20 protein-coding genes are annotated in these 21445 nt (G+C 62.9%); 1 reads left to right on the top strand and 19 read right to left on the bottom strand.

Annotated features, from left to right (window positions below; translation table 11 throughout):
• The first annotated feature begins 98 nt into the window (after positions 1-98).
• Positions 99-2804 (top strand): dermonecrotic toxin domain-containing protein, encoded by a 2706-nt coding sequence (locus LU671_RS18975; RefSeq protein ID WP_232856541.1) that lies wholly within the window; start codon positions 99-101, stop codon positions 2802-2804.
• 32 nt (positions 2805-2836) lie between these two features.
• On the opposite strand, the gene LU671_RS18970 is transcribed toward LU671_RS18975, so the two are convergent.
• From LU671_RS18970 to fliO, 19 genes are all read right to left on the bottom strand, one after another.
• Positions 2837-3232 (bottom strand): DUF2802 domain-containing protein, encoded by a 396-nt coding sequence (locus LU671_RS18970; RefSeq protein ID WP_023630608.1) that lies wholly within the window; start codon positions 3230-3232, stop codon positions 2837-2839.
• A 1-nt stretch (position 3233) separates the two neighbouring features.
• Positions 3234-3713, bottom strand: a complete 480-nt coding sequence (locus LU671_RS18965) for a chemotaxis protein CheW (protein WP_003254393.1) — start codon at positions 3711-3713, stop codon at positions 3234-3236.
• A 67-nt stretch (positions 3714-3780) separates the two neighbouring features.
• Positions 3781-4701, bottom strand: a complete 921-nt coding sequence (locus LU671_RS18960) for a CheW domain-containing protein (protein WP_232856540.1) — start codon at positions 4699-4701, stop codon at positions 3781-3783.
• A complete protein-coding gene (locus LU671_RS18955) occupies positions 4701-5489 on the bottom strand; it encodes a ParA family protein (RefSeq protein ID WP_203651672.1) in 789 nt (262 codons plus the stop codon). The genes LU671_RS18960 and LU671_RS18955 overlap by 1 nt, the downstream gene beginning before the upstream one ends.
• A 78-nt stretch (positions 5490-5567) precedes the next feature.
• Positions 5568-6425: a flagellar motor protein MotD gene (gene motD / locus LU671_RS18950; RefSeq protein ID WP_203651670.1), complete on the bottom strand. Its 858-nt coding sequence runs from the start codon at positions 6423-6425 to the stop codon at positions 5568-5570.
• A 3-nt stretch (positions 6426-6428) separates the two neighbouring features.
• Positions 6429-7169 carry a flagellar motor protein gene (locus LU671_RS18945; protein WP_186735477.1) on the bottom strand — a complete coding sequence of 247 codons (741 nt, stop codon included), beginning with the start codon at positions 7167-7169 and terminating at the stop codon, positions 6429-6431.
• Positions 7169-8293, bottom strand: a complete 1125-nt coding sequence (locus LU671_RS18940) for a protein-glutamate methylesterase/protein-glutamine glutaminase (RefSeq protein ID WP_203651668.1) — start codon at positions 8291-8293, stop codon at positions 7169-7171. The genes LU671_RS18945 and LU671_RS18940 overlap by 1 nt, the downstream gene beginning before the upstream one ends.
• A gap of 45 nt (positions 8294-8338) precedes the next feature.
• Complete coding sequence (locus LU671_RS18935) at positions 8339-10564, bottom strand: chemotaxis protein CheA (RefSeq protein WP_232856539.1); 2226 nt, start codon at positions 10562-10564, stop codon at positions 8339-8341.
• Positions 10565-10576: 12 nt separating this feature from the next.
• Positions 10577-11365, bottom strand: coding sequence for a protein phosphatase CheZ (locus tag LU671_RS18930; RefSeq protein WP_203651664.1), 789 nt, complete (start codon positions 11363-11365; stop codon positions 10577-10579).
• A gap of 19 nt (positions 11366-11384) precedes the next feature.
• The gene (locus tag LU671_RS18925) at positions 11385-11759 is read right to left on the bottom strand and encodes a chemotaxis response regulator CheY (protein WP_023630863.1); all 375 of its coding nucleotides are present in this window, start codon (positions 11757-11759) and stop codon (positions 11385-11387) included.
• Between the two features lie 104 nt (positions 11760-11863).
• Positions 11864-12604, bottom strand: a complete 741-nt coding sequence (gene fliA / locus LU671_RS18920; RefSeq protein ID WP_050706656.1) for an RNA polymerase sigma factor FliA — start codon at positions 12602-12604, stop codon at positions 11864-11866.
• Positions 12601-13434, bottom strand: coding sequence for a flagellar synthesis regulator FleN (fleN, locus tag LU671_RS18915; protein WP_016393812.1), 834 nt, complete (start codon positions 13432-13434; stop codon positions 12601-12603). The genes fliA and fleN overlap by 4 nt, the downstream gene beginning before the upstream one ends.
• A gap of 114 nt (positions 13435-13548) precedes the next feature.
• Complete coding sequence (gene flhF / locus LU671_RS18910) at positions 13549-14862, bottom strand: flagellar biosynthesis protein FlhF (RefSeq protein ID WP_050706657.1); 1314 nt, start codon at positions 14860-14862, stop codon at positions 13549-13551.
• An 11-nt stretch (positions 14863-14873) separates the two neighbouring features.
• Positions 14874-17003: a flagellar biosynthesis protein FlhA gene (flhA, locus tag LU671_RS18905; protein WP_232856538.1), complete on the bottom strand. Its 2130-nt coding sequence runs from the start codon at positions 17001-17003 to the stop codon at positions 14874-14876.
• A 1027-nt stretch (positions 17004-18030) separates the two neighbouring features.
• Positions 18031-19173: a flagellar biosynthesis protein FlhB gene (flhB, locus tag LU671_RS18900; protein ID WP_232856537.1), complete on the bottom strand. Its 1143-nt coding sequence runs from the start codon at positions 19171-19173 to the stop codon at positions 18031-18033.
• Positions 19174-19175: 2 nt separating this feature from the next.
• Positions 19176-19952, bottom strand: coding sequence for a flagellar biosynthetic protein FliR (gene fliR / locus LU671_RS18895; protein WP_198742974.1), 777 nt, complete (start codon positions 19950-19952; stop codon positions 19176-19178).
• A 7-nt stretch (positions 19953-19959) separates the two neighbouring features.
• Positions 19960-20229: a flagellar biosynthesis protein FliQ gene (gene fliQ / locus LU671_RS18890; protein ID WP_050706662.1), complete on the bottom strand. Its 270-nt coding sequence runs from the start codon at positions 20227-20229 to the stop codon at positions 19960-19962.
• Positions 20230-20250: 21 nt separating this feature from the next.
• Positions 20251-21006, bottom strand: coding sequence for a flagellar type III secretion system pore protein FliP (gene fliP, locus LU671_RS18885; RefSeq protein WP_232856536.1), 756 nt, complete (start codon positions 21004-21006; stop codon positions 20251-20253).
• The gene (gene fliO / locus LU671_RS18880; RefSeq protein ID WP_267967042.1) at positions 21006-21443 is read right to left on the bottom strand and encodes a flagellar biosynthetic protein FliO; all 438 of its coding nucleotides are present in this window, start codon (positions 21441-21443) and stop codon (positions 21006-21008) included. Before fliO ends, fliP begins: the two co-directional genes overlap by 1 nt.
• Positions 21444-21445: the final 2 nt, after the last annotated feature.

Below are 21445 nucleotides of genomic sequence, written 5' to 3'. Positions count from 1 at the left end.
GACGGCCGCCCTTGTCTTCAGGTGGTAAACATATACGCAAGCTTGGGACATCGCCGTCGCTACCGTGGAGCCTCATTAATCCACACGGATCGATTCCAATGGCTTCCACTTTTGTAAATAACGCGGGCAAACAGTTCATCCGCCGCCACCTGCAGAATATTCCCAGGCCTAGCCTATTTGCCGCCAAGGCAATCCGTGAATGGGCTGGGCAAGAGCAACATCAACTCGACCCCGACCAGACCGACGTCGTCACCCTGCACTACCGTGGCAATCAGGTCATGATTGCCCAGCGCCTTTCACTCACCCAGGCGGTGCTCTCGAACTGGCAAGGTGAAAACAACAAGGACCTGGTTGGCCAGCTATTCCCGGGTAACTGGGCAGGTACCTTGCCAGACGGCCCGCTGACCATTGTCGAACATCTGCCAGCGCTCGGACCGCTCGACAACAGCGCACGTTTCTCGGTCTTCGACGGTGTCTTCCGCAGGTCCACCCCGGCCCGCTACGACAGCACCACGCACCTGCCAGTGGATGTCGAGGCCATGCAGCGGTTCATCTGGGATCTGGACGTTCACACCCGCTTCGTCTCGATGCTGGACGAGTATTGGCAAAAGACCAGCAAAACCCATCCACAGTCTCTGCAAATAAGCTTTATCGCAGCCTGCAACAAACAGGTCCAGGAAGGTTCCCTGAGTGACGCTGGCCGTCAGTTGGCCTGGCAAGCGGCGGGACTCATGCCGAGAGCTTCCGGCCTGGAAATCAGGCCTCTGAATGTCTATGGCTACGCCGCCACCGACATCATCCAGATTGCTGACCCAGCACATCAGCCAGTACTGCTGTACCTGCCGGGAAATTCATCACCCTTCCATGAGTTCGACGGCATGAATGCCCTGAAGGACTGGTTCGCTGAACAGTGCCGCACCAGCGAAAAACGCCAGCGCCTGCGTCAGTATTTCAAAGCGGCAGACACCCCCGACGGCCTGGACTTCAGCGGGCTGGATACCGCGCTGGATGGCCTTGGCACCTTCCCGCGCTTCCACACGCGATCGCCCAACCGGCCAGGCTTCACCGTCGATGGTCCATGGCCTCCCAGGGACTACGTCAACTACAAGCCCCACAAGTACAGCCCATTGATAGAAGGCGACTTGTTCGAAGCCCTCACGCTGCGCCAGCGCAAACGCAGCTATGCCGACGCCGACTTTCTCATCACCAGCAGGACGCAAGTGACCAAGGCCCACTGGCGTGACTACCTGGTGACCTCGATCAATCTGCTGGCGCCCCTGGCGCTGGTGGTGCCCGAACTCATACCACTGCTGGCCGTCGGTGGCATCGCGCAATTTGGCCTGGGGATCGACCAGGCAATCAACGGCAAGACACTGGAGGACAAGGCCGACGGCGTAAGCAACATCGAGTTCGGCCTGCTCAATGCCGTCCCGCTGGTCTTGCGAGAAGCGACTCGCGTGAAAATCCTGTTCCCTGGCAAAAGCCCACGATTCGTCATGCCAACGCGAGTGAACGATCAGTTGGGTTACCCTCTTAGCCCCATGGATCCGCCCAGGCTACCCGAAGAGGGGGCCGCGCAATTCTTCGCCCCACCTCCAGAGCCAATAGCACTTCCACAAGATAGCCATCTAGGCAACTGGATCACTCGATTCATTGATGGCAATGGCGTAAAGCATATGGAGGCAACCCTGGAAGAAGCGAGGTTCGAAGTACGCTACGACAGTGAACACGATGCATTCGTCCGCAGGCCGAATAGCAAGAATGAATCGCCAACCTATTATCAGGTTTCCGAGCAGAGCAACGGCCTGGAAGTCATCGATGTCACAAACCGCCCAGTCACTGACGCCATGCGCATGAGGACATTGCGCGCACTGGGCGTCGACCTGCAACTGCCCATCAAAATCCCAACGCCCACCAGCGAAATGTTCGAACTTCCCAAGCAGATCCTGAATATCTGGGTCGGTGACAAAATCATCCCCGACAATCTGCTGAAGACCGTGGAAGCCAACGCCAGGGGGTTGCTGCATTCCAGAACCTCCTACCGGATATACCTGTCCACTGCCGATTCGAATGTATACAGCATCAACCATGCCGCGCTGCTCAAGCATGCTGAGAATCTGCAGATACTGCCGCTGGAAGAGCAAGCCTTCTACGATGACTTCCAGGACAGTCCTTACTTTGGGCAATACGAGAAGGCCATCAAAGGTGGAAATTATGCTTCGGCCTGCGACGTGCTTCGCTACCAACTACTCAACAGCGAAGGCGGCGTTTATATAGACATCGACGACACCCTGCGCACCCTTGGCGATCATCCGGACGCCGATGCAATGATCGCCTCGACGCCCTTGAAAGCGACGCAAAATGGTCTTGTGCTGGGCGCCCCGATGGACAATGCACGCCTGGGCATGCATTGCGCCTACTCGAACAGCTTGATTGGCAGTCATGCGGGGAACGATACGCTGGACGCTATCTCCGATGAGATACTCAAACGCTTCGAGGACAACCCGAACTTTTATGACAGCAGACCGTTGTATGGCGCCCCCGATCATGAGACCTACGCCAAGAAACTGAACGAGATGACCGGTCCTGGCGTCCTCAACGATGTGATTGACGATGAGGACTACGAGGATCTGTCCAGGCTGCGTATCTTGCGACAAATCACCAAGCTGGAGTCAGTCCCTCAGAAAGACTTCACCTTCCTCACAAGTCCAGCCCACGCCGGCATTTCCGAGGCGCAGCGTGGCGACCAGGCGCTGAGAGACCTTGTGACGGTAGGCAACAACAATTCGTGGGCGAAACCCTGATACAAGCCGGGCGACTTGCGTCGCCCGGATCATCACTCGCCGCGGTGCAGCTTGCTCATCAACTGCGCCTCGGCCTGGGTCAACCCGCAGGTCTGGGTCAGTTCCTCGACGCTCGCGCCCATCCCCACCAGCTTGGCGGCCTGGGCGAAGGTGACGCTGTTGGGGTCGCGCTGCTCCAGTTGCTGCAGTTTCTCGGGCAACGGCGCCACCACCGCGCGCAGTTCATGGATCGCCTCGCCCATGCGCACGGTGCCGTTCTGGTAGTCGTCCAGGCGCTTGGCCAGGTCCTTGATGCGCTGGTCACGCAGCGCATCGCCCTGGGCCTGCTGGGCGGCCAGCTCGCGCTGGCGTTTGCTGTAGTTGAGGAAGAACCACAGGCTCAGCGCCCAGAGCAGCGCCAGGAAGATGACAGCAACCTCGAAGATCAACTCAAATGTTCTCCAGCTCGGACCACTCTTCCTCGGTCATCATCTTGTCCAGCTCGACCAGGATCAGCAGTTCGCCGTTCTTGTTGCAGACGCCCTGGATGAACTTGGCCGACTCTTCGTTGCCGACGTTCGGTGCGGTCTCGATCTCCGACTGACGCAGGTAGACCACTTCGGCGACGCTATCGACCAGGATACCGACCACCTGCTTGTCCGCCTCGATGATGACGATGCGGGTATTGTCGGTGACTTCGGTCGGCATCAGGCCGAAACGCTGGCGGGTGTCAATCACCGTCACCACGTTGCCGCGCAGGTTGATGATGCCCAGGACGTAGCTGGGGGCGCCCGGAACCGGGGCGATCTCGGTGTAGCGCAGGACTTCCTGCACCTGCATGACGTTGATACCGTAGGACTCGTTGTCCAGACGGAAGGTTACCCACTGCAGGATCGGATCTTCGGAACCTTGTGCAGACGACTTTTTCATTCCCCTAGCCCTCAAAATCCGCCATCGGCGGTGTGCTCTGTGTTGCCGCGGCAGTAGCGGCGTTGATTCAGTTGTGTTTGGTGTTCATCTGCTTGACCGCGCCACTGGCGATCAGCTCGGCCAGTTCGGCGACATCGAGCAGCGCGCACATGTGTTCGATCACCGTGCCGGCCAGCCACGGGCGTTGACCACGCTGGCTGCGCCACTTGATCTCGTTCGGGTCCAGGCGCAGCGAGCGGCTGACCTGGTGCACGGCCAACCCCCACTCGTAGCCCTGGACCGAAATCACGTACTGCAGACCCTGGCGGAAGTCGTCGCGGTAGCGATCCGGCATCACCCAACGGGCCGTGTCGAGCACCTTGAGGTTGCCCGCCTGGCAGCTGAGGATGCCGAGGAACCAGTCCGGCTGGCCGAACAATGGTGTCAGCTCCTGCCCGGCCAGTGTATAGATCGAGCCCAGGCACACCAGCGGTACCGCCAGGGTCAGCCCGGCGACATCGAACAACAGGCATTCGAACGGTTCGGCGGCCCAATCCGGACGGCCATCGACGCTGGCCGGCGGTGTAGGCGCGGCGGGTGCCACCGTCACATTGAGCTCCACCAGCGGCGCCACGGGCTCGATGGCCTGGGTTTCACTCAGGACCGGGATGCTGGCTTCAGCCACCACCTCGGTCTCGACCACGGCGACCACCGGTTCCACCACCGGCGCGGCAGGCGGCAGCACGGTCGGCAGGACCTTCGCCTGCGGCTCGGCAAAGGGCCGCGCCGCAGGCAGGGCCGGGGCCACCTGACGCTGGGCGTCTCGCGCCTGTTCCTCGCGGACCGCGGCTTCGAAGTCATCGCCGGGGGCCTGCTCGACAGGCTCCTCGACAGGTGCCTCCAGCTCCGCCGGCAGCTCGAACGACTCGGTGGCCTCCTGCAACAGCCCATCGAGATAGGACTGCAAGGCCATCTGTGGCTTGGTGGTGATGTGCCGTGCCTGGTTCATCACGCCACCTGCAATGCGGAACGGTAGGTGAGCATATGCTTGAGCAGCGCCCGGTAGGCCACCACGCCACGGCTCTTGCCGTCGAACTGCGAAGGCGTGACGCCATTGCGGCTGGCGTCACGCAGGCGCGTGTCCACCGGAATGTAGCCCTGCCAGACCTGGTCGCCATAGGTGTCACGCAGCACCTTCAAGGTGCCCAGCGACGCCTGGGTGCGGCGGTCGAACAGGGTCGGCACGATCTGGTAGGGCAGCGCCTGCTTGCGCGAACGGTTGATCATGCCCAGGGTGCTGACCATGCGTTCCAGGCCCTTGACCGCAAGGAACTCGGTCTGCACCGGGATCACCAACTGCTGGCTGGCGGCCAGGGCGTTGACCATCAGCACGCCCAGCAACGGCGGGCTGTCGATCAAGGCGAAGTCGAAATCCTGCCACAGCTGCGCCAGACTCTTGGCGATCACCAGGCCCAGGCCACTCTGCCCCGGCGATTGGCGCTCCAGCACCGCCAGTGCGGTGCTTGACGGCAGAAGCGAAATACGTTCGTCGCTGGTCGGCAGCAGCAATTGGCCCGGCAAGCCCTCGGGCACCGTGCCCTTGTGCAGGAACAGGTCGTAGCAACTGTGCTCGAGCGCATCGGGGTTGTGCCCGAAGTAGCTGGTCATCGAGCCGTGCGGGTCGAGGTCGACCACGACCACGCGCTTGCCCGCCTCGGCCAGCAGGCCGGCCAGGGCGATGGTGGTGGTGGTCTTGCCGACACCACCTTTTTGATTGGCTACTGCCCAGACTCTCATCGTGCGTTGCTTCCTCCCGGTATGGCCGCCTGCCCTGCCGGGAACGGTGTGAAATTCAGTGACGGGGATTTGACGAAATCAGCCCCCGGTCGACGGCGCTGGCGAGGCTGGTGCACTTTGTGTGCCAGCCCGACGCATCGCCGCATCCGGGGTGGCATTGGCGCTGCCGCTGCCAGTCAGGCTGCGGCGCACCTCCAGGTTGCGCGAGATCACCAGCACCACCCGGCGGTTGCGCGCACGGCCTTCGGCGGTGTCGTTGCCAGCCACCGGCTGGTACTCGCCATACCCCACCGAGGCCATGCGCCCCGGGCTGACCCCTTCCATGGCCAGCAACCGGACAATGCTCGCCGCCCGCGCCGACGACAGCTCCCAGTTGGTCGGGTACTGGGCGGTGCGGATCGGCAGGTTGTCGGTGAAGCCCTCGACGTGCACCGGGTTGGCGAACGGCCTGAGGATCTTCGCCACCTTCTCGATGATCTCGAAGGCGACATCGCTGGGCATGGCGTCGGCGCTGGCGAACAGCAGCGAGGAGTTGAGCTCGATCTCCACCCACAGTTCGTTGCCGCGCACGGTCATCTGGTTGGACTTGATCAGGTCGCCAAAGGCGTCGCGGACATCGTCGGTGATGGTCTTGAGCGGGTCGGCGCTGGTCTGGGCCAGGCCCGCATCGGTCTGCTCGCTGTCCTTGATCAGCGGCTCGGCGGGCTTGACGCTCAACGGCCGCTCGTCACCGATGGGGATCGGCTTCATGCTGCGCTCGGGGTCGTTGAATACCCCGATCAGTGCCTGGGAAATCTGCTTGTACTTGCCCTCGTTGATCGACGAGATCGAGTACATGACCACGAAGAAGGCGAACAGCAGGGTGATGAAGTCGGCATACGAGACCAGCCAGCGTTCGTGGTTCTCGTGCTCTTCGATCTTGCGACGACGGGCCATGGCTTACTCCATGAAGCCTTGCAGCTTCAGCTCGATCGAGCGTGGGTTCTCGCCTTCGGCGATCGACAGCAGGCCTTCGAGCAGCATCTCGCGGTAACGCGACTGGCGCAGGGTGATGGCCTTGAGCTTGTTGGCGACCGGCAGCAGGATCAGGTTGGCGCTGGCCACGCCGTAGATGGTGGCGACGAAGGCCACGGCAATGCCGTTGCCCAGCTGCGACGGGTCGGCCAGGTTGCCCATCACGTGGATCAGGCCCATCACCGCACCGATGATGCCGATGGTCGGCGCGTAGCCGCCCATGCTCTCGAACACCTTGGCGGCCTGTATGTCGCGGGCCTCCTGGGTCAGGAAGTCGACTTCAAGGATGCTGCGGATAGCCTCGGGCTCGGCGCCGTCGACCAACAGCTGCAGGCCTTTGCGTGCATAGGGATCGGGCTCGGCGTCGGCCACTCCCTCCAGCCCCAGCAGGCCTTCCTTGCGTGCGGTCAGGCTCCAGTTCACCACCCGGTCGATACCACCGGGCAGGTCCACCCGGGGCGGGAAGAAGATCCAGCGCACGATCTGCAGCGCGCGCTTGAACGACGACAGCGGCGACTGCAGCAACGCAGCTGCCAGGGTACCGCCCAGCACGATCAATGCCGCCGGGCCGTTGATCAGCGCACCGACGTGGCCACCCTCGAGGAAGTTGCCGCCGACAATGGCGACAAAGGCGAGGATCAGGCCGATAAGACTCAACACATCCATCAGACGCAGGCCTCGACCAGGTGCTTGCCGATCTCGTCCAGGCTGTACACGGCATCGGCCAGGTTGGCCTTGACGATGGCCATGGGCATGCCATAGATCACGCAGCTGGCTTCATCCTGTGCCCACACGGTGCTGCCACCCTGCTTGAGCAGGCGCGCGCCTTCGCGACCGTCGGCGCCCATGCCGGTGAGCACCACCGAGAGCACCTTGTCGCCATAGGACTTGGCGGCGGAGCCGAAGGTGATGTCGACGCAAGGTTTGTAGTTCAGGCGCTCGTCACCCGGCAGGATCTTCACCGTGCCACGACCGTCGACCATCATCTGCTTGCCACCCGGGGCCAGCAGCGCCAGGCCGGGACGCAGCACGTCACCGTCCTCGGCTTCCTTGACGCTGATCTTGCACAGTTTGTCCAGGCGCTCGGCGAAGGCCTTGGTGAACGCCGCCGGCATGTGCTGGATCAGCACGATCGGCGCCGGGAATCCGGCAGGCAACTGGGTCAGCACCCGCTGCAGCGCCACCGGACCACCGGTGGAGGTGCCGATGGCGACCAGCTTGTACGGCTTGCGCTTGGGCGCCGGCGAATGCGCGGTGGCCGGTGCCGCGGTACGCACCGGGGCGGTCGTGCGCGCAGGTGCGGTGCTGGCGAAGCTGCTGGCCGGCGCATGACTGCTGGCTGGAGCTGGCGCGGCAGTCGGCGCCGGGCTGGAATAGGCGCTGAAACGGCGATTGCTGCGCGAGATGGTGTGGACCTTCTCGCAGAGCATCTGCTTGACCTTTTCCGGGTTGCGCGAGATGTCCTCGAAGTTCTTCGGCAGGTAGTCGACCGCGCCGGCGTCCAGGGCGTCGAGGGTGACGCGGGCGCCTTCGTGGGTCAGCGAGGAGAACATCAACACCGGCGTCGGGCAGCGCTGCATGATGTGCCGCACCGCGGTGATGCCGTCCATCATGGGCATTTCATAGTCCATGGTAATGACATCGGGCTTGAGCGCCAGCGCCTGGTCGATCGCTTCCTTGCCGTTGGTCGCGGTACCCACGACCTGGATCGTCGGGTCCGCCGAGAGAATTTCCGAGACACGGCGGCGGAAGAAACCGGAATCATCCACCACCAGGACCTTGACTGCCATAAACACTCCATTAGGCGGCGCACCCGCCAGGGCGCGCCACCGAAATCAAATACGCCGGGCGGCGTAACGCTTGAGCATGCTCGGGACGTCGAGGATCAGCGCGATCCGGCCGTCACCGGTGATGGTCGCGCCGGACATGCCCGGGGTGCCCTGCAGCATCTTGCCCAGAGGCTTGATCACCACCTCTTCCTGGCCGACCAGCTGGTCGACGACGAAGCCGATGCGCTGGGTGCCGACCGACAGGATCACCACATGGCCTTCGTGCTGCTCCTCGTGCTCGTGGTCCTGGACCAGCCAGCGCTTGAGGTAGAACAGCGGCAGCGCCTTGTCGCGCACGATCACCACTTCCTGGCCGTCGACCACGTTGGTGCGCGACAGGTCGAGGTGGAAGATCTCGTTGACGTTGACCAGCGGGAAGGCGAACGCCTGGTTGCCCAGCATCACCATCAGGGTCGGCATGATCGCCAGGGTCAGCGGCACCTTGATGACGATCTTCGAGCCCTGGCCCTTGGCCGAAAAGATGTTGATCGAGCCGTTGAGCTGGGAAATCTTGGTCTTCACCACGTCCATGCCGACGCCACGGCCGGATACATCGGAGATCTCGGTCTTGGTCGAGAAGCCCGGGGCGAAGATCAGGTTGTAGCAGTCCGACTCGCTCAGGCGATCGGCCGCGTCCTTGTCCATCAGGCCCTTCTCCACGGCCTTGGCGCGCAGGATGCTCGGGTCCATGCCCTTGCCGTCGTCGGAGATCGACAGCAGGATGTGGTCGCCCTCCTGCTCGGCGGACAGCACCACCCGGCCCATGCGTGACTTGCCGGAGGCCTCGCGCTCATCGGGCATCTCGACGCCATGGTCGACGGCGTTGCGCACCAAGTGCACCAACGGGTCGGCCAGGGCCTCGACCAGGTTCTTGTCGAGGTCGGTCTCTTCACCGACCAGCTCGAGGTTGATCTCTTTCTTGAGCTGGCGGGCCAGGTCGCGGACCAGGCGCGGGAAGCGGCCGAAGACTTTCTTGATCGGCTGCATGCGGGTCTTCATGACCGCGGTCTGCAGGTCGGCGGTGACCACGTCGAGGTTGGACACGGCCTTGGACATGGCCTCGTCGCCGCTGTTGAGCCCCAGGCGCACCAGGCGGTTACGCACCAGCACCAGTTCGCCGACCATGTTCATGATCTCGTCCAGGCGCGCGGTATCGACCCGCACGGTGGTTTCCGCCTCGCTGGCGCCGTGCTTCTCGGCGGCAGGCGCCGGAGCGCGGGCCGGTGCGGCAGGCTTGGCGGCGGCAGCCGGAGCTGCGGCGGGCGCGGCGGCCGGTGCCGGCTTGGCAACTGGTTTGACCTCGGCCTTGGCCGCGACAGGTGCGGCAACGGCAGCGGCAGGCGCTTCGGCGGTGACTGCGTCACCGGAGAACTTGCCCTTGCCGTGCAACTGGTCGAGCAGGGCCTCGAATTCGTGTTCGCTGATGCTCTCGTCGCCCGCAGCGGGTGCCGCGCTGGCCGCTGGCGCGGCGGCGCCTGGCAGTGCGTCGACGGCGAAGGTGCCTTTGCCGTGCAGCTGGTCGAGCAGCGATTCGAACTCGTCGTCGGTGATCTCATCGCTGGCCGGGGCGGCTGCCGCAGGCGCGCTGACGGCGGCATCGGCCGAGAACTGGCCCTTGCCGTGCAGCTGGTCAAGCAGTGACTCGAACTCGGCATCGGTGATCTCGTCACCGCCGCCGCTGATTTCTTCACCCTGCAGTTGCTCATGAGCCTGGGCTTCGGCCTTGACCGCATCGAGCGAGTCGAGCAGCTGCTCGAACTCGGTATCGGTGATGTCGGGCTCGGCAGCCGCAGCTTCAACCACGGGCGCGGCTTCGACCACCGGGGCCGGCGCTTCGGCGCCACCGGGCTCGGCCAGGCGCGACAGCGCCGCCAGCAGCTCCGGCGTGGCCGGCGTGACGTCGGTACGTTCGCGCACCTGGCCGAACATGCTGTTGACCGTGTCGAGGGCCTCGAGCACCACGTCCATCAGTTCCGCGTCAACCCGGCGCTCACCTTTGCGCAGGATGTCGAACACGTTCTCGGCAATGTGGCAGCACTCCACCAACTCATTGAGCTGAAGGAAGCCGGCGCCCCCTTTTACAGTGTGGAAACCGCGGAAAATCGCGTTGAGCAGGTCCGCATCATCGGGCCGGCTTTCCAGCTCGACCAATTGCTCGGACAGTTGCTCGAGGATTTCGCCGGCTTCTACCAGGAAATCCTGAAGGATTTCTTCATCGGCGCCGAAGCTCATTAAACGTGCTCCTTAAAAACCCAGGCTGGACAACAGATCGTCGACATCGTCCTGGCTGGACACGACGTCTTCACGCTTATCGGCATGAATCTGCGGACCTTCACCCCGAGTCGGATGTTTTTCTTGATCTTTTTCAGCGCGCAGCTGCTGGTGGTCATGTTCGATCCCGGCAAAGCGGTCGACCTGGCTTGCCATCAGCACGAGCTTGAGCAGATTGCTTTCGACTTCGGTGACCAGCGCGGTCACCCGTTTGATCACCTGGCCGGTGAGATCCTGATAATCCTGGGCCAGGACGATATCGTTGAGATGGCCGGCGACCTTCTGGTTACCTTCGGCACTGTGCGCCAGGAAACTGTCCACACGCTTGACCAGCTCACGGAATTCCGGCGCTGCCACCTCGCGGCGCATGAAGCGCTGCCAGTCGGCGGACAGGCTCTGGGCCTCGGCGGCGAGGTCGTTGAGCACCGGGGTGCACGCCTCCGCCAGGTCCATGGTGCGGTTGGCCGCACCTTCGGTGAGGCGAACCACGTAGGAGAGGCGTTCGGCGGCGTCGGTAATCTGCGACACTTCCTCGGCCTGCGGCATGGACGGGTCGATCTGGAAGTTGACGATTGCACTGTGCAGTTCACGGGTGAGCTTGCCGACCTCCTGGTACAGCCCGCGGTCGCGGGTCTGGTTCAGTTGGTGGATCAGCTGCACCGCATCACCGAACCGGCCGCGCTCAAGGCTCTCGACCAGCTCCTGGGCATGCTTCTTCAGGGTTGATTCAAACTCACCCAAAGAGTTGTTGGTTGACTCCATTGCGCCCCCCAGACGTGACTCAGCCGTTGACGCGTTCGAAGATCTTCTCGATCTTTTCTTTCAGCGCCAGGGCGGTGAAAGGCTTGACCACATAGCCGTTTACGCCGGCCTGGGCAGCTTCGATGATCTGCTCGCGCTTGGCTTCGGCGGTGACCATCAACACCGGCAGGTGCTTGAGGCGCTCGTCGGCACGGACCGCGCGCAGCAGGTCGATACCGGTCATGCCCGGCATGTTCCAGTCGGTTACCAGGAAGTCAAAGTGCTCACTGGTGAGCATCGGCAGTGCCGTGTTGCCGTCATCGGCTTCCTTGACGTTGGTGAAACCCAGATCACGCAACAGGTTCTTGATGATCCGCCGCATCGTCGAGAAGTCGTCAACGATGAGGATTTTCATGTCTTTGTTCAATTAGACCTCCAAGCAGTCTTAAACGCGCTCGGCGCCGAGCGCGCACTCAATCAATTCGGCACCACAAAAAAACGACTGCATCGAACCTTGGCTCAACGCGCCCGCCATTCACCCAGGCGACTGCGCAGACGTGCCGCGCACTGGCTGTGCAACTGGCTGACACGCGATTCGCTGACCCCCAGCACCTCACCAATTTCCTTGAGGTTCAGCTCTTCGTCGTAGTACAGCGCCAGCACCAGGCGCTCGCGTTCCGGCAGGTTGGCGATCGCCTCGGCCAATGCGGCCTGGAAGCGCTCGTCCTCCAGGTCCCGCGCCGGCTCCAGCTGGTTGCTGGCGCCATCCTCGTGCAGCCCCTCGTGTTCGCCGTCCTGCAGCAGGTCGTCGAAACTGAACAGGCGACTGCCCAGGGTGTCGTTCAAAATCCCGTAGTAATCATCGAGACTCAATTGGAGTTCGGCAGCAACCTCGTGATCTTTAGCGTCGCGCCCCGTCTTTGCTTCAACGCAGCGAATCGCGTCGCTGACCATGCGCGTGTTGCGGTGCACCGAGCGTGGCGCCCAGTCACCCTTGCGCACCTCGTCGAGCATGGCGCCGCGGATGCGGATACCGGCATAGGTCTCGAAACTGGCGCCCTTGCTGGCATCGTATTTGTTGGCCACTTCCAGCAGGCCGATCATCCCGGCCTGGATCAGGTCCTCGACCTGGACGTTGGCTGGCAGGCGCGCCAGCAGGTGGTAGGCGATACGCTTGACCAGTGGCGCGTAGCGTTCGATCAGCTCGTACTGAGCGTCCTTGGCGGCCTTGCTGTACATCTTGAAACCACTCGCGTTCATAACACTGGCCCTGCACTGGTGGGCTGCACCAGGCGCTCGACGAAGAATTCCAGGTGCCCGCGCGGGTTGGCAGGCAACGGCCAGCTGTCGACCTTCTGCGCGATGGCCTTGAACGCCAGCGCGCACTTGGAGCGCGGGAAAGCCTCGTAGACCGCCCGCTGCTTCTGCACGGCCTTGCGCACACACTCGTCGTACGGCACGGCGCCGACGTATTGTAGGGCGACGTCGAGGAAGCGGTCGGTGACCTTGGTCAACTTGGCGAACAGGTTGCGCCCTTCCTGCGGGCTCTGGGCCATGTTGGCCAGCACGCGGAACCGATTCATCCCGTAGTCGCGGTTGAGCAGCTTGATCAGGGCGTAGGCGTCGGTGATCGAGGTGGGCTCGTCACACACCACCAGCAACACTTCCTGGGCCGCGCGGACAAAGCTGACCACCGAGTCACCAATACCCGCAGCGGTGTCGATCACCAGTACGTCGAGGTTGTCGCCGATCTCGCTGAAGGCCTGGATCAGGCCGGCGTGCTGGGCGGGCGCCAGGTGCACCATGCTCTGGGTGCCGGAAGCCGCCGGGACGATACGCACGCCGCCGGGGCCCTGCAGCAGCACATCGCGCAGCTCGCAGCGGCCTTCGATGACGTCGGCCAGGGTGCGCTTGGGCGTGAGCCCCAGCAGAACGTCGACATTGGCCAGGCCCAGGTCGGCGTCCAGCAACATGACCCGGCGACCGAGTTCGGCCAGCGCCAGGGACAGGTTCACTGAAACGTTAGTCTTGCCGACGCCACCTTTGCCACCGGTCACGGCGATCACCTGTACGGGATGCATGCTACCCATGTCTGTTCTTTACCTTGTCTCGCTTGGACCCAGGCCACATGAGGGGCTGAACGTTCAAGGCCACGGTCCGGCCGGGCAACCCCATGATGTAGGTACTTTGCACAGTATTCACCCTCAACCCGCACGCTTGCCAGGGTTGTGGTAGAGATCAGCGAACATGTCGGCCATGGCCTCGTCGCTGGGCTCGTCCTGCAACTGCACGCTGACCGCGCGACTCACCAGTTGGTGCTTGCGCGGCAGTTGCAGGTCGTCAGGAATGCGCGGCCCATCGGTCAGATAGGCCACCGGCAGTTCATGACTGATGGCAAGGCTCAGCACTTCGCCGAGGCATGCCGTTTCATCGAGCTTGGTCAGGATGCAACCGGCCAGGCCGCAGCGCTTGTAGCTGTGGTAGGCGGCGGTGAGCACCTGCTTCTGGCTGGTGGTTGCCAGCACCAGGTAATTCTTGGCGGCGATGCCGCGCCCGGCCAGGGTCTCGAGCTGCATGCGCAGCGCCGGGTCGCTGGCCTGCAGGCCGGCGGTGTCGATCAGCACCACGCGCTTGCGCAGCAGTGGTTCCAGCGCCTGGGCCAGCGACTCGCCCGGGTCGACATAGGTGACCGGCACGTTGAGGATGCGCCCCAGGGTCTTGAGCTGCTCCTGGGCGCCGATGCGGAAGCTGTCCATGCTGACCAGCGCCAGGTTGTTCGCGCCGTACTTGAGCACGTAGCGGGCGGCCAGCTTGGCCAGGGTGGTGGTCTTGCCCATGCCGGCCGGGCCGACCATGGCGATGACCCCGCCCTCCTCGATCGGTTCGATCTCGGGCACTTCGATCATCCGCGCCAGGTGTGCCAGGACCATGCGCCAGGCATGACGTGGGTCTTCGATTTCGGCAGTGAGGTCGAGCAACTCGCGGGCCAGGCCACCGGACAGGCCGAGGCGCTGCAGACGGCGCCAGAGGTTGGCCTGCTGTGGCTTGCTGCCCTGCAGCTGGCTCCAGGCGAGCGAACCGAGCTGGACTTCCAGCAGCTCGCGCAGGCCGGTCAGTTCGGAGCGCATGGCATCGAACAGACGCGGATCGACGGGGGCCGCTGCCGGCACAGCCGCGACCACCGGCTCATCGACATGCGGTTCGATCAACGGCTCGGACGCAGTCAGCGACTGGCCGGCAAACAATTGCCGGTTGCCGCCTTCGACGGCATCACCGCGCCCGGTCAATTCGGCCTGGGCGGTGACGATGCGCGACTGCGTCTTGCGCAACTCGTCCTCGAGCTCCGCATTGGGCACGCGTGGGGCCAGGGCGGACAGCTTGTAGTCCAGCGCGGCCGTCAGTTCGACACCGCCAGCGATGCGGCGGTTGCCGATGATGGCGGCGTCGGAGCCGAGCTCATCCCGGACCAGCTTCATGGCCTGACGCATATCGGCGGCGAAAAAACGCTTAACTTGCATAACCCACTACCTCAGCCGTTGGGGCCCACGGTGGCAACAATGGTGACTTGCTTGTTGTCAGGTATTTCCTGATACGCCAAAACATGCAAATTCGGTACAGCCAGGCGACCGAAGCGCGACAGCATGGCGCGGATCGGGCCGGCGACCAGGAGGATGGCCGGCTGGCCCTGCATTTCCTGACGCTGGGCCGCCTCGATCAGCGAACGCTGAAGCTTCTCGGCCATGCTCGGCTCAAGAAGAACACCATCTTCCTGACCCTGCCCGGCCCTTTGCAAACTATTGAGCAAGATCTGTTCCAACCTTGGCTCCAAGGTAATCACAGGCAGCTCGGACTCAACGCCGACAATGCTTTGCACGATGGCGCGGGACAAACCGACGCGCACCAGCGCCACCAGCGCGGCGGTATCTTGACTCTTCGCCGCGTTGTTGGCGATGGCTTCGGCAATGCTGCGGATGTCACGCACTGGTACCTGCTCGGCGAGCAGCGCCTGCAGGACCTTGAGCAGGCCCGACAAGGAAATGACACCCGGCACCACCTCCTCGGCCAGCTTCGGCGAGACCTTGGCCAGCACCTGCAGCAATTGCACCACCTCCTCGTGCCCGATCAGCTCGTGGCAGTGCTTCTGCAGGATCTGGTTGAGGTGGGTGGCGACCACGGTGCTGGCGTCCACCACCGTATAGCCCAACGATTGCGCCTGGGCGCGCTGGCCGACATCGATCCACACGGCTTCCAGGCCGAAGGCCGGATCGCGCGAGGCGATGCCGTTGACCGAGCCGAACACCTGGCCCGGGTTGATCGCCAGCTCCCGATCCGGGTAGATCTCGGCCTCGGCCAGGATCACCCCCATCAGCGTCAAGCGGTAGGCGCTGGGTTGCAGGTCGAGGTTGTCGCGAATGTGCACGGTCGGCATGAGGAAGCCCAGGTCCTGGGAGAGCTTCTTGCGCACGCCCTTGATCCGCGCCAGCAACTGGCCACCCTGGTTGCGGTCCACCAGCGGAATCAGGCGATAGCCGACCTCAAGGCCGATCATGTCGATGGGCGTGACGTCGTCCCAGCCCAGCTCCTTGGTGTCCATGGCGCGCTGCGGTGAAGGCAGCAGGTCCTGCTGACGCTGGACCTCCTGCTCAGCCACGAGCTTGGCCTTCTGCTGTTTCTTCCATACCAGGTAGGCGCCACCGCAAGCCAACCCGCCCAGGCCGAGGAAGGCGATGTGCGGCATGCCGGGCACCAGGCCCATGACAATCATCAACGCACCGGAGACCGCCAGGGCTTTGGGCGAATCGAACATCTGCCGATTGATCAGCTTGCCCATGTCCTCGGACCCCGAGGCGCGGGTAACCATGATCGCAGCGGCGGTGGACAGCAGCAGCGATGGCAATTGCGCCACCAATCCGTCACCAATGGTCAGCAGGGCGTAGACCTTGCCGGCGTCGCCGAAGGTCATGCCGTGCTGCAACATGCCGATCAGCATGCCGCCGATGAGGTTGATGAACAGGATCAGCAGGCCGGCGATGGCGTCACCGCGGACGAACTTGCTGGCACCGTCCATGGAGCCGTAGAACTCGGCCTCCTGGGCGACCTCGGCGCGGCGCGACTTGGCCTGGGCCTGGTCGATCAGGCCGGCGTTGAGGTCGGCGTCGATGGCCATCTGCTTGCCGGGCATGGCGTCGAGGGTGAAGCGCGCGCTCACCTCGGAGATACGCCCGGCGCCCTTGGTCACCACGACGAAGTTGATGATCATGAGGATGGCGAACACCACCGCACCGACGACGTAGTTGCCGCCGATCACCACTTCACCGAAGGCCTGGATCACCTTGCCCGCGGCGCCATGGCCCTCCTGGCCATGGAGCATGACCACGCGGGTGGAGGCGACGTTCAGCGCCAGGCGCAGCAGCGTTGCCACCAGCAGGATGGTGGGAAACGCGGCGAAGTCCAGGGGACGCAGGGCGTAGACGCAGACCAGCAGGACCACGATCGACAGGGCGATGTTGAAGGTGAAGAACACGTCGAGCAGGAACGGCGGGATCGGCAACATCATCATTGCCAGCATCACCAGCAGGAGCAGCGGCACGCCGAGGTTGCCCCGGCCGAGACCGGCCAGGTTGTTGCGGGCGTTGCTGATTAACTGAGTGCGATCCACCGCTATTCCTCTTCAAGCAAAACTTTGACGCCTGTGTGGCGGCTGGCGCTGCCTTTGCAAGAAGCTTTCCAACTTTTCTGGGGGTGGGGGTTTTCGGGGGTTCGGGGATTACTGTTTTGATTTTTTTATGCGCATTCATTGGCGATGGTGACGCATAGGCACCTTTTCGCCTTTACGGCGACCTACTTTTGCTCTTGGGCAAAAGTAGGCAAAAACCGCTGGCTCCATTCATCCGGCCCCTACGCTTCGCTCCGGGGTTCCCTCGCTCCGTTCTTGCTCCCGTGGGTACCGCGCTGTACGGCCCATCCTGGGCCGCAGCGCTCGACGGCCATCCATGGCCGTCGCCCCACTACGCAAGAACTCCGCTCGGCCTCCTGAAGTCGCAATTGGTGGCGCCTGAACTATCGCGCGTTTAGAATCAAGAGCAAGAGCAAGAGCAAGAGCAAGAGCAAGAGCAAGAGCAAGAGCAAGAAATTCGAAGTTGGTTATTTGACGGTTAATTATGTATTGGCTGTTCCGGCCCTTTCGCGGGGCAAGCCCGCTCCTACAGGGATCTATATAACGGCGACTATTGCGTGGGAGCGGGCTTGCCCCGCGATGTAATCGAGAGCTTAATTAAGCTTCAACTAGCGATAGCTGCGCCAGTCCAGGCGCCGCTCGTAACTTCGCGACTTCAGGAGGCCGAACGGAGGTCTTGCGGAGGGAGGTGACGGGCATGGATGCCCGTCAAGCGCTGGGGCCCAGGATGGGCCCTGCAGCGCGGCCCTCCCGGGAGCAAGGCCGGAGTGAGGGGACCCCGGAGCGAAGCGCAGGGGCCGGATGAATGGAGCGAGGATTTTTTGGTGACTTTTTGATCCTTCAAAAAGTTACCCGCCGTAAGGGCGGAAGGTGAATAAGCGTCGACATCACAAATGAATGCACATACAACTTTCAACACAACCACAACCACAACCACAACCACAACCACAACCACAACCACAACCAAACCAAACCAAACCAAACCAAACCAAACCAAACCAAACCAAACTCAACTATCCCGCCGCAAATCATCAGGAATCGGCAAATCCTCTTTCAAAGGCTCCGGCGCCTTCCCCTTGCCCGCCCGATACTGCCGAATCTGGAACACATAGGCCAACACCTGCGCCACCGCCAGGTACAACCCCGCCGGAATCTCCTGCTCCATCTCGGTAGAGTAATAGATCGCCCGCGCCAGGGCCGGCGACTCAAGTATCTGCACGTTATGCTCGACCCCGATCTCCCGCATCTTCAAGGCGACAAAATCGGTACCCTTGGCCACCAGCAGCGGCGCCGAGCCGCCCTTCTCGGGGTCGTACTGCAAGGCCACGGCATAGTGGGTCGGGTTGGTAATTATCACATCAGCATCCGGCACCGCCGCCATCATCCGGCGCTGCGACGCCTCGCGCTGCAGCTGGCGAATACGCTGCTTGACCTCAGGCTTGCCCTCGCTGTCCTTGTACTCGTCCTTCACTTCCTGCTTGGTCATCTTCATTTTCTTGTGGGTCTGCCACAGCTGGAACGGCACATCGGCCGCAGCGATGAGCAACAACCCAGCCGCCATCCACAACGCGCTCCAACCCACCACCTGAACCGAATGGATGATCGCCTGCTCGAGCGGTTCGTTGGCAATCGCCTGCAGTGCCTGGCGATCCCCGGCCAACACCACCAGTGCCACGATCAGGATCACGAAGAACTTGGCCAGTGCCTTGAGCAGCTCGGTCAGCGCATTCATCGAAAACATGCGCTTGATCCCCGACAAAGGGTTCATGCGACTGAACTTGGGCTGCAGCAGGCTTCCGGAAAACAGGAAGCCGCCCAACGCGATCGGGCCGACGAACGCGATCACGAACAGCAGGATCAGCACCGGCTGCGCCGCCCAGATGGCCATCTTGCCCGAGGCCAGCAGGAACGCCGCCATGCTCCCCTCGTCCACCACCACCTCGCGGGTAAGGCTGAAGTTCATGCGCATCAGCGCCATCAATTCTTCAGCCAGGTGCCCACCAAAGGCCAGCAGTCCCCCGGCGCCAGCCAGGGTCACCGCCACCGTGTTCAATTCCTTGGAGCGGGCGATCTCACCTTTTTCCCGCGCGTCGCGCTTGCGCTTGTCGGTGGGTTCCTCTGTCTTGTCCTGACCGCTTTCGCTTTCAGCCATGCTCAGCGCGCCCGTGCCAGCTCACGCAGCCACTGCAGCGCTTCGCTGGCCAGTGCCTGGTAGTGTGAAAGGATATCGGCCAGGCCGATCCAGAAGATCACCATGCCCAGCACCAGCGTAAGCGGGAAACCAATGGAGAAGATATTCAACTGCGGGGCGGCGCGGGTCATCACGCCAAAGGCGATGTTGACCACCAGCAGCGAGGCGATAGCCGGCAGGATCAGCAACAACCCGGCCCCCAGCACCCAGCTCATGCGCCCGGCCATTTCCCAGAAATGATCGACCACCAGCGCGTGCCCCACCGGCAACGTGGTGAAGCTCTCGGTGAGTATCTCGAACGCGACCAGGTGGCCATTCATCAGCAGGAACAGCATGCTCACCAGCATGGTCATGAACTGACCGATAACCGCGACGTTGACGCCGTTGGCCGGATCGACCATGGAGGCGAAGGCCATGCCCATCTGCACCGCGACGATCTGCCCTGCGACCACGAAGGCCTGGAACAGCAACTGCAGGGAAAAACCGAACAATGCCCCGACAATCACCTGCTCGGCGCACAACAGCACGCCACGCAGGCTCAACGGGTCGATTTCAGGCAGCGGTGGCAGGGCCGGCACGATCACCACGGTGATGGCAACGGCAACGTACAGGCGTATCCGGGCCGACAGCATCTTGGTGCCGATGATCGGCATCGTCATCAGCAAGGCGGTCACCCGGAACAACGGCAGGATGAAGGTGGCGACCCAGGTGCCGATCTGCGTGTCGGTCAATTCCAGCATCGTGGCGTCAACCGACCAGCTGCGGAATGCTGGTGTAGAGGCCGATGAAGTACTCCATGAACTTCTGCGTCAGCCACGGACCGACGACGATCAGCGTGACCAGCATCACCAGCAGGCGCGGAAGAAAGCTCAGGGTCTGTTCGTTGATCTGCGTCGCCGCCTGGAACATGGCCACCACAAGGCCCACCAGCAGGCTCGGCACCACCAGGATGGCGACCATCATGGTGGTCATCCACAACGCTTCGCGAAACAGGTCGATGGCGACTTCAGGTGTCATGCGAGGCTCTCCTTGACGGCGTCAGACACCGCCGAAACTTCCGGCCAGGGTGCCCATGATCAGCGCCCAGCCATCGACCAGGACGAACAGCATGATCTTGAACGGCAGCGAGATGATCAACGGCGACAGCATCATCATACCCATGGCCATCAGCACGCTGGCGACCACCATGTCGATGATCAGGAACGGGATGAAGATCATGAAGCCGATCTGGAACGCAGTCTTGAGCTCGGAGGTGACGAACGCCGGCACCAGGATCGTCAGCGGCACCTGGTCGGGCCCGGCGATATCGGTGCGCTTGGACAGGCGCATGAACAGGTCGAGATCGCTCTGCCGGGTCTGTGCCAGCATGAAGTCCTTCAACGGTACCTGGGCCTTGTCGATCGCTTGCTGGGCGGTCATCTGCTCGGCCAGGTAGGGCTGCAAGGCGTCCTTGTTCACCCGATCGAACACTGACGCCATGATGAACATGGTCAGGAACAGCGCCATGCCGGTAAGCAACTGGTTCGAAGGAGTCTGCTGCAGACCCAGGGCCTGACGCAGGATCGAGAAAACGATGATAATGCGGGTGAAGCTGGTCATCAGGATGACGAACGCCGGGATAAAGCTCAGCGCCGTCATGATCAGCAGGATCTGCAGGCTGACCGAATACTCCTGCTGCCCGTCCGCCCCACTGGACAGGGTGATGGCCGGAATCGACAACGGATCGGCGGCCAGGGCCAGCGGCGCGGCCAGCAGCAGCGCCAGGGTCAACAGAAAGCGCACTGCGCCGCTCATCACTTCTTGTCCTTCTGGTCCTTGCCCATCAGCTCGAGCAGCCGCTGGGCGAATTCCGGCGTGGCCTGGCGCGCCGAGGCGGGCACATCCACGGGTTCGGCCAGCACGTGCAGGGCCTCGATGCTGCCGGGGGTATGGCCGATCAGGATCTGCTCCTTGCCGACCTGCACCAGCAGCAGCCGATCACGCGGACCGATGGCCCGGGTGCCGATGACCTCGATCACCTGGGCGCCCTGCTGCGCGCTGCCCTGCATGCGTCGCAGCAGCCAGGCCAGGAAGAAGATCAGCCCCACCACCAGCAGCAGGCCGATCACCGTTTGCGCCAGCTGCGCGCCCATTCCACCGGGCGTCGCCGTCGAGGCAGCAGCAGGCTCGGCGGCGGCGATCACCACCTCGCTGACCAGCAACGCACCGAAGGCTGTGACGCTCCGCAGCATGC

Origin of the sequence: Pseudomonas sp. NMI760_13 (assembly GCF_021283245.1) — a bacterium.
Lineage (GTDB): Bacteria > Pseudomonadota > Gammaproteobacteria > Pseudomonadales > Pseudomonadaceae > Aquipseudomonas > Aquipseudomonas peradeniyensis.
The sequence above is the reverse complement of the archived record's forward strand: the minus strand, read 5'-3'. Positions and strand labels throughout refer to the sequence as shown.

Coding starts and splice junctions, on each gene's coding strand:
- LU671_RS18975 (WP_232856541.1), top strand. CDS start 99: ATGGCTTCCACTTTTGTAAATAACGCGGGCAAACAGTTCATCCGCCGC.
- LU671_RS18965 (WP_003254393.1), bottom strand. CDS start 3,713: ATGAAAAAGTCGTCTGCACAAGGTTCCGAAGATCCGATCCTGCAGTGG.
- LU671_RS18960 (WP_232856540.1), bottom strand. CDS start 4,701: ATGAACCAGGCACGGCACATCACCACCAAGCCACAGATGGCCTTGCAG.
- LU671_RS18955 (WP_203651672.1), bottom strand. CDS start 5,489: ATGAGAGTCTGGGCAGTAGCCAATCAAAAAGGTGGTGTCGGCAAGACC.
- motD (WP_203651670.1), bottom strand. CDS start 6,425: ATGGCCCGTCGTCGCAAGATCGAAGAGCACGAGAACCACGAACGCTGG.
- LU671_RS18945 (WP_186735477.1), bottom strand. CDS start 7,169: ATGGATGTGTTGAGTCTTATCGGCCTGATCCTCGCCTTTGTCGCCATT.
- LU671_RS18940 (WP_203651668.1), bottom strand. CDS start 8,293: ATGGCAGTCAAGGTCCTGGTGGTGGATGATTCCGGTTTCTTCCGCCGC.
- LU671_RS18935 (WP_232856539.1), bottom strand. CDS start 10,564: ATGAGCTTCGGCGCCGATGAAGAAATCCTTCAGGATTTCCTGGTAGAA.
- LU671_RS18930 (WP_203651664.1), bottom strand. CDS start 11,365: ATGGAGTCAACCAACAACTCTTTGGGTGAGTTTGAATCAACCCTGAAG.
- LU671_RS18925 (WP_023630863.1), bottom strand. CDS start 11,759: ATGAAAATCCTCATCGTTGACGACTTCTCGACGATGCGGCGGATCATC.
- fliA (WP_050706656.1), bottom strand. CDS start 12,604: ATGAACGCGAGTGGTTTCAAGATGTACAGCAAGGCCGCCAAGGACGCT.
- fleN (WP_016393812.1), bottom strand. CDS start 13,434: ATGGGTAGCATGCATCCCGTACAGGTGATCGCCGTGACCGGTGGCAAA.
- flhF (WP_050706657.1), bottom strand. CDS start 14,862: ATGCAAGTTAAGCGTTTTTTCGCCGCCGATATGCGTCAGGCCATGAAG.
- flhB (WP_232856537.1), bottom strand. CDS start 19,173: ATGGCTGAAAGCGAAAGCGGTCAGGACAAGACAGAGGAACCCACCGAC.
- fliR (WP_198742974.1), bottom strand. CDS start 19,952: ATGCTGGAATTGACCGACACGCAGATCGGCACCTGGGTCGCCACCTTC.
- fliQ (WP_050706662.1), bottom strand. CDS start 20,229: ATGACACCTGAAGTCGCCATCGACCTGTTTCGCGAAGCGTTGTGGATG.
- fliP (WP_232856536.1), bottom strand. CDS start 21,006: ATGAGCGGCGCAGTGCGCTTTCTGTTGACCCTGGCGCTGCTGCTGGCC.
- fliO (WP_267967042.1), bottom strand. CDS start 21,443: ATGCTGCGGAGCGTCACAGCCTTCGGTGCGTTGCTGGTCAGCGAGGTG.